A 12,255-nucleotide genomic window follows, 5' to 3' on the forward strand; every position below is an offset into this window, starting at 1 on the left:
CTCCGCCTGTAATGAGTCTGTTGAGGGTATATAGCCAAACCTTAGAAAAGTGACCTTAAAACACAACGGCTAAGGCATTTATCGCAGAATAAAAATAATTTTTCTTGATTATTTGTTATTTAATCGATTAAGCTTACATTTGATTAGACACAGGAGCCAAAGAGTAAGGGCTGCTAACCGTAACAGATCATGGGAAAGAAGAATTTGTCCTTGAAGGATATTGCCGAGAAGGCACAGGTATCGACTGCCCTGGTCTCGTACGTATTAAACGGTAAGGAAAAAGAAACCAGAGTAGGGCAGGAGATCGCCGAAAAAATCCGGCAGATTGCTAAAGATTTCAATTACCAGCCCAACTACCTGGCCAAAAGTTTACGAAGCGGAAAAACATACACGATTGGGTTAATCATAGCCGATATATCAAACCCATTTTTTGCCAACATTGCCCGGATTGTTGAAGACGAAGCAAAAAAGAATGGCTATACGGTTATCATCGGCAGTTCCGACGAAAATGCGGCCAAGTCGCGGGACCTGATCGATGTCTTTGTCAATCGAAAAGTAGACGGGTTTATCATCGTTTCCTCGGAGGATACGGAAGAACAGGTGCAGGACCTGATGGACAAGAACATTCCGTTTGTGCTGCTGGACCGGCACTTTCCTGAACTGCCCACCGATTATGTATCCTTAAATAACTATAAGGCGGCCTACGAAGCCGCAACGCATTTGCTTGAAGGGGGGTATTTAAAAATCGGCTTCATCGGCTATAAATCCCGGCTCTTCCACATGAAGGAGCGTATCCGGGGCTACCAGGAAGCCCTGCAGAATCACCAGATTGCGGCTGAGCCCGAATGGCTGCTGGAGGTTGAATTCAATACACTGGAAGAAATCAGGACGGGGATCGATAATATGCTGGAGGCCCGCCACCGGGTAAACGCCCTGATATTTGGAACGTACCGATTAGCCATTAGCGGCTTAAAATACATAAATGAGCTGGGGTTGAAGGTGCCGGATGATCTGGCCATTGTCAGTTTCGGGCAGGCCGAAGCGTTTGACCTCTATTACTGCCCGATCACGTACGTCCACCAGCCGATGGCAGATCTGGGAAAAACGGCGGTGGAGGTGCTGGTGAAGAAACTGAAGGGGGAAGAAGGGGAAAAAAAGCAGGTGATGATGGAAGCAGAGATTATTACCCGAAGCTCGTCTAAAGCAAAAGCAGCAGTAGACTGATCTATTTTTTTATAAAAGCCTAATCGTTTAACTATCCTAAATCCTTACCTTCTTTTATGCAACGTAGACGTTTTCTGCAATCGGCGGTACTCGGTGCCGGTGCGGCTTTGGCCGGTTTTCCGATTCCGGAGGCAGAGGCCGCTCCGCCGAAACTCAAGATCACCAAAATTCGCTACTACAGTGCGCCCGGTTACAACAAGCCCCTGTTCAACCAGGCGCGGGGTATTGTCGAAATAGAAACCGACGGCGGCATTATCGGTATTGGTGAAGGTGGCTCTAAAGACATGATCGAGCAGTGCGCCCAGATGATGATCGGCGAGAACCCCTTCCGCATTGAGCATATCTGGCAGAACCTGTACCGGGGAATGTTTTATCCGCCCGGCCGCGAGAAACTGCACGCGCTGGGTGCCCTGGAAATGGCACTCTGGGACATCAAAGGCAAAGCCCTGGATGTGCCGGTCTATGAACTACTGGGCGGTGCCACCCGCGATTATGTGGAGTGTTACGCCACCGGTTTTCGCGCTTCCAAAGCCAAAACTGAAGAGGAGCGGGCCCGCGACTGCATCGAGGCCGGTCTGCGGGCTTACCGCATCGGGCCAACCGGCGGTAACGGCGATCAGCCCTTCGACTTCTACGACAACGCCAGGAAAACGATCGAATTCTGCAAGCGGATCGATGCCGCTGTGGGCGGAGGGGGCAAATGGGCCATCGATCTGCATACCCGGTTTGATACGACCGAAGGGATCAAGATATGCAAAGCGCTGGAGAACCTGGAACCGTACTTCGTCGAGGATATTGTGCGCTCGGAGAACCCCGACGTATATAAGACCGTTCGGCAGATGACGACGGTACCCATCGCCGTTGGCGAGCAGTTTGGCGACCGCTGGGACAGCAACAATTTTATCGAGCAGCACCTTATCGATTATACCCGTTTTACCCTGCCCAATACCGGCGGCATTTCGGAATTTAAAAAGCTGGCGTCGATGTGTGAGACGCACTACGTGGGCATGATCCCGCACTTTACCGGCCCGCTGGCTACGGCTACGCTGGTGCATGTGCTGGGCTCCAGCAGCCCTATGCGCTGCCTGATGGAGCTGGGCGGGGGCGAGCCTGAGCGGCCGCCTTACTTCAACGAAGATTTTGTGAACTTCAAAAACGGTAAGCTGTACCTGAACCCGGCCCCCGGCCTGGGTGTGCGGTTTGACCCGAAAAAAGCCACGTTTGTCATGGAGGTAACCTCAAACACGAAGTTCCCTCACCCGATCCTGAAAAGTCCCGACGGTGCCATCCACAACTGGTAAAACCACCGGTGCTTTTGAGGCTTACCTGTATTACGTTATTACCTTCTTTTACAGTTAACCACTCCCTTATTATGAGAAAAAATCTATGGTTTGCAGCCTTTCTGTTGCTGCTTGGGCAAACGGTTGTGTTTGCGCAGGGGGGCAGAGTAACCGGTCGGGTAACCGGTGCCGATAACCAGGGCCTTCCTGGGGTAAATGTCGTCATTAACGGCAGCACGGTTGGTACCGTTACCGACGCCACGGGTAACTACACCATCAGCGTACCGGACAAAGCTTCGCTGGTATTTTCCTACATTAGCTACGTTACCCAGACGGTTCCGGTCAACGGTCGCTCGGTGATCAATGTGCAGCTGGTAGAAGACACCAAAAGCCTGAATGAGGTCGTGGTCACCGCCCTTGGTATCGAGAAGGAGGCCAAGACGCTGGGATACGCCACGGCCACCGTCAACGCCGACCAGATTTCGACCAACCGGACGCCTAACTTTATGAGCGGCTTACAGGGTAAAATGGCCGGGGTGAACATTACCACTATGGGTACAGGACCCGCCGGAACGGCCAAAATCCGGATTCGCGGCCAGTCGTCCTTCAGCGGTCAGAACAACCCGCTGATCGTGGTGAACGGGGTGCCCATTGACAACTCCAATTATGCCCTGGGCGGGGATTTCGGCTCGCGGGCGGCCAACAGCTCCGACGGGGGCGACGGTCTGAGCAGTATCAACCCCGACGATATCGAAACCATGACCGTGCTGAAAGGCGCTACGGCGGCTGCGCTGTACGGCTCACGGGCCAAAGACGGCGTGGTGATGATTACCACCAAAAATAAAGGTACCGGCAAAGGCTTCGGTGTTACCTACAATACCAACTTTACCACCGATACCCCGCTCGATTTTACGGATTTTCAATACGAATACGGCCAGGGTGAAGGGGGTAAGCGCCCCACTACCCCAAACCCAACCTCGGGCGTTTGGAGCTTCGGCGAGAAATTTCAGCCGGGCATGACGCAGACCCTGTTCGATAACGAAACCTGGCCGTATGAGCCGGTATACAACCGCGTTAGTAAGTTCTACCGCGTGGGGACCAACTTTACCAATACCGTCACGGTATCCAACAACGGACAGAACGGCGGTTTCAGCCTGTCGCTGGGAAATACCGACAACAAGGGTATTATGCAGAATAATACGTTCAACCGCAAGGTGGTAAACCTGGGCTTTACGCAGAATATTACCAGCAAACTGACGGCTTCCGGAAACATCAACTACTCCAAAGAGAATAACATAAACCCGCCCCAGTTGAACACGCAGGACTTCTCGGTGTCTACGGTCATATTCACGCTAGCCAACTCAATGCCGTTTGATGCCCTGGAGCAGAACCAGACCCTGCCCAACGGCGATGAGTTTGTGTTTTCGCGCTTTCTGGTACGGAACAACCCGTACTATTCCATGAACAAGCACTTCGAGAACATCAAGCGGGACCGGCTGTTCGGCAACATCGCCCTCAAATACCAGTTCACCGACTGGCTGTACCTGCAGGGCCGGATTGCTCAGGACTATTATGTACGGAATCAGGACTATAACATTCCGAACGGCTACGCGCCGATTCCCCGCGCCCCGGTCGGGTATGTAAACGGCTCGTACACGCAGGATGTGCGGCAGAATACCGAGCGAAATCTTGACTTCATTTTGGGCGCAAACAAAACATTCGGGACCATTGGTCTGGACATTACCCTGGGAGGGAATGCCCGCTACGCCCGGAACGATTACAACAGCGTAACGGTGCAGGATTTTGTGCAGCCGGGTCTGTATACGGTAGCCAATGGTAGGATTAAGAACCCGATTTATGGCCTGTCAGAAAAGAAGATCAACTCCCTGTTCGGAGCAGCTACGGTTTCATACAAGGATTTCCTGTACCTGAACATGACGGCTCGCAACGACTGGTTCTCAACCCTGGCCGAAAACAACCGCAGCATCCTGTACCCGTCGGTAACGGGTAGCTTTATTTTCTCACAGGCGTTTGAGAACATGCCTACCTGGCTCTCGTTCGGGAAGCTGCGGGCGGCCTACGCGCAGGTGGGGTCGGATAACGTAGCGCCGTATTCCAACGCCCTATACTATGCCGTAGACAATAACTCATTCCCCAATCCGTCGGGCCAACTGGTTCCGCTGGGGGGTATCAATGCATCCGTTGTTCCCAACAAAAACCTGCGTCCCCTCCGCATTCAGGAAGCCGAGGTGGGTCTGGAACTGAAACTGTTTGGCAATCTGCTCGGGCTGGATCTGACCTACTACCACAAGACAACCGACGACCAGATTCTGGCCGCCCAGATCTCCGATGCCTCTTCCTACACCAGCAAGCTGATCAACGTCGGCCGGAGTCAGAACCAGGGTATCGAGCTGGCGGCCAACTTTTCGCCAGTCAACACGGGTGGCTTCCGCTGGGATGTCAACGCCAATGTCTCGTACAACACCTCGAAAGTGCTGCGGCTGGGCCTCTCACCGAACGACACCATGATCACCGTTAGTTCGGGTGGTGGGCGCAACCTGCACCAGGTGGTGGGTAAGCCCATTGGCCAGTTGTATACCTTCACCTACCTGCGCGATGCCCAGGGCCGGCAGGTGTTTGACGCCAACAGTGGGATGCCGCTGCGCAATAATGTGCTGCAAAACGTGGGCAATGCGCTGCCCAGGTACTTCGGCGGTATTACCAATACCTTTACCTACAAAGGTATTCAGTTGTCGGCGCTGATCGACTTCAAGCTTGGTCACAAAATGATCGCCGGCCGGAATATCAACTACATGCGCCACGGCTTATCGAAGCGGACGCTGCCGGGCCGGGCCGAGGGTTTTGTGATTGGGAACGGGGTAAATCCGAACGGGGAGGTGAACAAGACCAAAGCGGCTGTGCAGCCCTTCTACGAGTCAATTAACCCCCTGGGTATCAATGAGGACTTTGTGTTCAATGCCGGCTTTTGGAAACTACGTCAGGTGTCACTGGGCTATGACTTTACCAAACTCCTGCCCGAGCGGCTGTTTATCAAGGGCGTCAGGCTAAATGCCGTAGCCAATAATGTGCTGGTGTTAAAAAAGTGGACGGAGAACATGGACCCGGAAGAAGCGCTGGTATCGTCGGACAACGCCGTGGGGCTTGATTTCTGGCCCGGTTTGCCGCCAACCCGCAGCGTCGGCTTTAACCTCAACCTCAGATTTTAATTGAGTCCGCAAACGCTAGAAAAACATGAAAAATCAGTTCAAATATACCCTCGCCCTGCTGTTCTCGCTGAGCGTGTTCTCCGGCTGCGACCAGGGCTTTACCGATGTAAATACCAACAAGGTAGACCCAACCTCGCTGGCTCCGTCGCTGGTGCTGAACAAAGCAATTGTCAGCACTACCTACCTCGATGGTTTTGGTACGCTGGGGATGCTGACCTACAACTTCGGCATTGTGCAGCAGATCATTACGCCCTACGGCAGTTCGCTGTCTGGTGCCAATTACGACCAGGTCAACAACAGCAACACGCCCCTGGTCTGGACTAACTTCTACCGCAACGTGGTCAAGCAACTGGTTGCTGTTATTGACCAGACAAAGAGCGACCCGTTACAGGTGAATACCTATCAGGCAGCCCGCATCTGGAAGGCCTACGTGTTTATGATCCTGACCGACACCTACGGGGACATACCGTATTTTGAAGCCGGACAGGGGTACACCAACGAGATTATCTCCCCGAAATACGATGCCCAGCAGGCCATCTACAAGGACATTCTGAAAGAACTGGAAGAAGCATCGGCCGCATTGAAAACCACTGAAGCTCCGGTTACCACCGACATTTTGTACGGGGGCGATGTCGCCAAGTGGAAGCGCTTAGGTTATTCGTTTATGCTGCGGGCGGCCATGCGCCTGACTAAAGTAGATCCGGCAACGGCCGAAGCCTACGTGAAGAAAGCGGTGGCCGGCGGTGTGTTTCAGTCCAACGCCGATAACTCGGTGATCCGGCACACGGCCATCTACAACAACTACATCGCCAACCACCTGGCTGCCCGGGAAAAGACTAATTTTTATCTGGCAGCTCCGTTTGTGAACTACCTGAAAGAAAACAACGACCCCCGGTTGCCGATCTTTGCCGTGCGCTACGTAGGGGCCAAAGGAGGGCAGGAGCAGACGACTTCGCGGGCGTCGTCAGACCCCAGTGTGCAGGTGGGCATGCCGATGGGCTACAACGACGTATCCATTACCACCGTGTTGCAGCAGCATGGCGTGGCCAGTCTCTGGGATTTCTCGCAGGTCAACCTGAACACCGTGCTGAAACTGGATTCGCCGGAGTTCCACATCACGTATTCCCAGGTGCAGTTGCTGCTGGCGGAAGCGGCCGTTCGGGGCTGGGTAACGGGTTCAGCGGCTGAATACTTCACCAAGGGCGTGCGGGCGAACCTGGAGCAGATGGCGCAATACGGTGTAACCATTCCGGAGGCTACCATTAAAGCATACCTGGATGCACACCCGCTGGATACCAGCAAGGCGCTGGAGCAGATTAATACCCAGTACTGGGTGTCTACGTTCCTGGACGGCAACGAGTCGTTTGCCAACTTCCGGCGCAGTGGATATCCGGCCCTGAAGAAGAATCCGTATCCCGGTTCGGAAGTGAAAGGCGATTTTATCCGTCGCCTGCCGTATCCCGATAGTGAGATCGTGGTGAACTCTGCCAATATGAACGAAGCCATTAAACGGCAGGGAGCGAACACACTGGATACCCGCATCTGGTGGGATAAGCAATGAGCCTATTTCTGAATTGACTATATTACCTCCTGAACCCTTACTTTTTATCACAGCATGAATAAACTGGAACAAAGCCGCCGGGAAACGCTCAAAATGCTGGGCATGGGCTCGTCGGCCGGACTGCTGGGCCTGTTTGGCGGTACTTCCCGTGCAGAAGCCCGCGAACAGCCAAAGCCAGGCTACGCCGATGGCATGCCTACCGTTAAAATCAAAAGCGTAAAAGCCATTGCTACCGCTCCCCAGGGCTCCAATCTGATTGTCGTTAAGGTAGAGACAACTGAGCCCGGTTTGTACGGCCTCGGTTGCGCTACCTTTACCCAACGGGCGGTTGCCGTGGTCACGGCTATCAACTCGTACCTGCCCGATCTGGTGGTTGGCAAAGATGTTGACAATATTGAGGACATCTGGCAATCGGTGTACGTCAGTTCCTACTGGCGGAACGGGCCGGTGCTCAACAATGCCCTGAGCGGTCTGGATCAGGCCCTGTGGGACATAAAAGGAAAACGGGCGAAGATGCCGGTGTACCAACTGCTGGGTGGTAAAGCCCGTTTTGCCATACCGTGTTATACCCACGCCAGCGGCAAAACGCCCGAAGAGGTGGCCGAGAGCGCTCAGAGCATCATCGACCGGGGCTTTAAGTACGTACGTATCCAGCAGGGTGGCTATGGCGGAGTCGGCAGTATAAACCAGCAGCCGGATTTTAAGGCAGCCAAATTTGGGGGTGAAACCGACAACTACATGAACGAGCGGCAGTACCTGCGGGCAGTGCCCAAGATGTTCGATGTGGTGCGGAAGCGATGCGGGGAGGATGTAGAACTTCTGCACGACATCCACGAGCGGGTGCAGCCGATGGACGCCATTAATATGATCAAGCAGGTTGAGCAGTACCAGCCGTTCTTTATTGAAGATCCGTTCTCCCCTGAAAACATGAAGTGGTTTGCTCAACTGCGGCAGACCACTACCGTCCCCATAGCCATGGGTGAGCTGTTCAACAACATCAACGAGTTCAAGGAGCCGATGGTGAATCAGTGGTTTGACTACATCCGCATCCACGTGTCGCAGATTGGTGGTATTACGCCGGCCATGAAAGTAGCGAGGTTAGGTGAGTGGTTCAACGTCCGCACGGCCTGGCACGGTCCCGGTGATGTGTCGCCGGTGGGTCATGCCGCCCATGCCCATATTGACCTGGCCGTCTGGAATTTCGGTATTCAGGAAGCTGTCAGCTTCTCGGATAAGATGAAGGAGGTATTCTCAGGCTGCCCAACCATGAACAAAGGCTATATGTCGGTCAATGAAGTGCCGGGGCTTGGCGTCGACATCAACGAGAAAGAGGCTGCCAAATACCCAATTGGAACAAAGTCAAACTGGCAGGTGCGCAAGATGGACGGGACGATTATCAGGCCGTAAGGTTATTCACCCCCAACCCGACCCGTCGGACCGCCCTTCAGGGGGTTGGGGGTAACAAATATTCCTAAACCCCTAAACCGTGAAAAATAACAAACACTCCCGCCGTTCGGCCATTCAGTCCGTACTGGGAATGGCGGGAACGGGCCTGTTGCTGCCCCAATCGTCGTATGCTTCCAATCCGGCTCCGTTCCGGGATTACAGCAATGTGAAAATCACGAAACTGGAAACCTTCCTGGTCAAGCCCCGTTGGATCTTTCTGAAAATTCATACGGATGTCGGCGTGGTGGGCCTGGGCGAGCCCCTGCTCGAGGGCCGGGCGCTTACGATCCAGACGGCCATCAAGGAAGTGGAACCCTACCTGATCGGCAAAGATCCCCGACAGGTAGTCCACCACTGGCAGGCCATTTACCGCCACGCCTTTTACCGGGGCGGCCCCATTCTGACGAGCGCCCTAAGCGGTATCGACCATGCTTTATGGGACATCAAGGGTAAACTGCTGAACGTCCCGGTCTATGAGCTTTTCGGCGGACCAACGCGGGACCGGGTACGGGTTTATGGCCGGGCCAGCAACGCAGAGGATATGAAGAAGCGAAAGGCTGAAGGCTTTACGGTGATAAAAACGGGGGTGGCTAAAAAGAACCCGTCCGATTTCGTCGAGAATCCGAAGTTTATCAAATACGCCATCGACAACTTTGCATCCCTGCGCGAAGCCGGTGGCAATGATATGGATATTGGTATCGACTTCCACGGCGCTATCCCACCGCAGACCTCCAAACTTCTCATTAAAGAGCTGGAGCCGTATAAACCCATGTTTGTAGAGGAGCCGGTGCAGGCGCAGAATGTAGATGTGTTGGTGGACATTGCGCGGGGAACCCACCTGCCCATTGCTACGGGCGAGCGGATCTTTACCAAATGGGGCTTTCGGGAAATTCTGGAGAAGCGGGCGGCCAGCATCATTCAGCCTGATCTCTGTCACGCGGGTGGCATTACCGAAGGGCGTATCATTGCCGGTATGGCTGAGGCTTATTACGTGCCCGTAGCCCCGCATAATCCCATGGGGCCGATCTCGCTGGCCGTTGGCCTGCACCTGGCCGCCAGTGTGCCCAACTTCCTGGTGCAGGAGCAGGTAACCCTGGGTGAGGGTTATTTGAAACAACCTTTTAAATTGCAGAAAGATGGAACCGTGCTGATTCCGCGAGGGCCCGGTCTGGGCATCGAACTGGATGAAGCTCTACTGAAAGATAAAATCGGGCACGACTGGAAGAACCCGGAGAGCTACAACGCACTCGATGGGTCGGTCGTCGATTGGTAACTGCTACTCATGAAGTCAATTTTACAGCCCTTCCTGCTGGCGCTGCTGGTGGCCAGTAGTTGTGTGCATACGGGTCCGAGCCGGACGGTATCCGTCCGGCAAAATGAAGACTGGGACACATACGGCGGCAACAAGGCCGGCAACCGATATTCCTCCCTGACGCAGATTAACACTCAAAACGTCACGAATCTGCAACCGGCCTGGAGCTACGACACCGGAGAAAACAACAATCCCGACGGGCGGGGCAATGATATTCAGTGCCAGCCCATTGTGGTTGGTGGTGTATTGTACGGGACTACCCCGCGCATGAAACTCTTTGCTGTCGATGCCGCTACGGGCAGGCAACTGTGGCAGTTTGACCCGTTTGCCGATCCAGGCCGGAAGCCGCAGACGCACCCGGTTCGGGGTGTGGTCTACTGGGCCGATGGCACCGATAAGCGCATCCTGTATTCGGTAGGGTCGAGCCTGTACGCCATCAGCGCGACCACAGGTAAGCGGGTAGAGAGCTTTGGCGACGGTGGAGAAGTTGATTTACACGAGGGACTCGGTACCAAAGAAACCCTGGGCCATGAAGTAGCCAACCTGTCGATCCGGTCTACGACGCCCGGTGTGATTTACAAGGACCTGATCATTATGGGCTCCAGCGTCTCCGAATCGGGCGATGCGCTCCCTGGGCACCTGCGGGCTTTCAACGTCCGGACGGGTAAGCTGGCCTGGGTTTTCCATACCATTCCCCAGCCGGGCGAGTACGGCTACGAAACCTGGGGCAAAGAATCGTATAAAAAGATCGGCGGGGCCAACTGCTGGGCCGGTCTGGTGGTGGATGAAAAGCGGGGGATGGTCTTTGCCGGTACCGGCTCGCCATCGGTCGATTTCTACGGCGGAGACCGGCCGGGTCAGAATCTGTTTGCCAACTGCGTGATCGCGCTCAACGCCGAAACGGGTAAACGCATCTGGCACTACCAGACCATCCACCACGATCTGTGGGACCATGACCTGCCCTGCCAGCCTAACCTGATTACGGTAACGCACAATGGCCCCGACGGCCGGCCACGTAAGGTTGATGCGGTGGCGCAGGCCACTAAAGACGGACTGATTTTTGTCTTCAACCGCGATACCGGCGAGCCGCTGTTCCCGGTTAACGAAGTACCGGTGCCAACTTCGCCGGCCCTGCCCGGTGAACAGCCCTGGCCCACGCAACCTATACCGGTTAAGCCGGCTCCTTTTGCCATGCAAACCGTGACCGAAGCTACGCTGACCGACCGAACATCGGAAGCGAGAGCCTTTGCGCTGGAGCGGTTCCGGAGCAGCCGCAACGGCAAGTACATGCCACCGAGTCTGGAGGGTAACCTGCTGCTGGGCCTGGGCGGAGGAGCTGAATGGGGCGGTACCGCAGCCGATCCAAACGGTATTCTGTACGTCAACGGCAACAACATGCTGTGGTACCTGAAGATGCGCGACCGGCGCGAACCGCCGAAAGGTACTACGGCCGTGGCGACCCGCGGCTCAACGCTGTTCAACACCTACTGTTCCGCCTGTCACGGGGCCGATGGTAAAGGAGGTGTTGGTGGGGAAGGGGCACAAGCGTATCCATCCCTGATGGATGTGAATAAGCGTCTGAACAAAGCCCAGATTCACACCGTCCTGGAAACCGGTCGGGGCCGTATGCCGTCCTTCCAGCATATTGCCCGCGCCGACCGGGAGGCTATCGTCAATTTTCTGCTGAAAACGGAGAAGGAATCCGAGTCGAAACTGGCGGGCACTGACAATGGTGTGGATGAAAGTCCATCATTCCCCTACCTGCCGCCATTTATAAACAATGGCTTTACGCAGTTCCGCGACAAGGACAACTATCCGGCCGTAAAACCACCCTGGGGGACATTCAATGCCGTAGACCTGAACACGGGCGAGTACCTCTGGCGGGTGCCGCTGGGCGAATATCCCGAACTCAGCAAAAAGGGTATCCAACCGACGGGTACCGAAAATCATGGCGGACCGGTAGTCACGTCGGGTGGGCTGGTGTTTATTGCCGCCACCTACGACGAACACCTGCGGGCGTTTGACCGGAAAACCGGCAAGGTGCTGTGGCAGTATAAGCTGCCGGCGGGTGGTTTTGCGACACCCATTACGTACATGGTGAATGGGAAGCAGTATGTGGTGATTGCCGCCGGCGGAACGCGGTACGGGCTGAAGCCCGGTGGTACGTATGTGGCGTTTGCGTTGCCGTAGGGGGAGTTGTCAGGC

The 12,255-nt window shown here is 54.9% G+C and carries 7 protein-coding genes; all 7 read left to right on the forward strand.

Going from position 1 to position 12,255, the window contains the following annotated elements:
* Positions 1 to 189: 189 nt before the first annotated feature.
* The 7 genes from ABD949_RS28965 to ABD949_RS28995 all read left to right on the forward strand — a co-directional run bounded on the left by ABD949_RS28965 (position 190) and on the right by ABD949_RS28995 (position 12,240).
* On the forward strand, positions 190 to 1,224 hold the full coding sequence (locus tag ABD949_RS28965) for a LacI family DNA-binding transcriptional regulator (RefSeq protein ID WP_345249742.1): 1,035 nt from the start codon (positions 190 to 192) through the stop codon (positions 1,222 to 1,224).
* A 56-nt stretch (positions 1,225 to 1,280) separates the two neighbouring features.
* On the forward strand, positions 1,281 to 2,525 hold the full coding sequence (locus tag ABD949_RS28970) for a mandelate racemase/muconate lactonizing enzyme family protein (RefSeq protein ID WP_345249744.1): 1,245 nt from the start codon (positions 1,281 to 1,283) through the stop codon (positions 2,523 to 2,525).
* 71 nt (positions 2,526 to 2,596) lie between these two features.
* Positions 2,597 to 5,731: a SusC/RagA family TonB-linked outer membrane protein gene (locus ABD949_RS28975; RefSeq protein WP_345249746.1), complete on the forward strand. Its 3,135-nt coding sequence runs from the start codon at positions 2,597 to 2,599 to the stop codon at positions 5,729 to 5,731.
* 25 nt (positions 5,732 to 5,756) lie between these two features.
* Entirely contained in the window at positions 5,757 to 7,292 is a 1,536-nt protein-coding gene (locus tag ABD949_RS28980; RefSeq protein WP_345249748.1) for a SusD/RagB family nutrient-binding outer membrane lipoprotein, read from the forward strand.
* 54 nt (positions 7,293 to 7,346) lie between these two features.
* Positions 7,347 to 8,699, forward strand: a complete 1,353-nt coding sequence (locus ABD949_RS28985; protein ID WP_345249750.1) for an enolase C-terminal domain-like protein — start codon at positions 7,347 to 7,349, stop codon at positions 8,697 to 8,699.
* Between the two features lie 130 nt (positions 8,700 to 8,829).
* Entirely contained in the window at positions 8,830 to 10,011 is a 1,182-nt protein-coding gene (gene dgoD / locus ABD949_RS28990; RefSeq protein ID WP_425576823.1) for a galactonate dehydratase, read from the forward strand.
* Between the two features lie 9 nt (positions 10,012 to 10,020).
* A complete protein-coding gene (locus ABD949_RS28995; RefSeq protein WP_345249754.1) occupies positions 10,021 to 12,240 on the forward strand; it encodes an outer membrane protein assembly factor BamB family protein in 2,220 nt (739 codons plus the stop codon).
* Positions 12,241 to 12,255 lie beyond the last annotated feature (15 nt).

The sequence above is a fragment of the Nibrella saemangeumensis genome, from assembly GCF_039541915.1.
Lineage (GTDB): Bacteria > Bacteroidota > Bacteroidia > Cytophagales > Spirosomataceae > Nibrella > Nibrella saemangeumensis.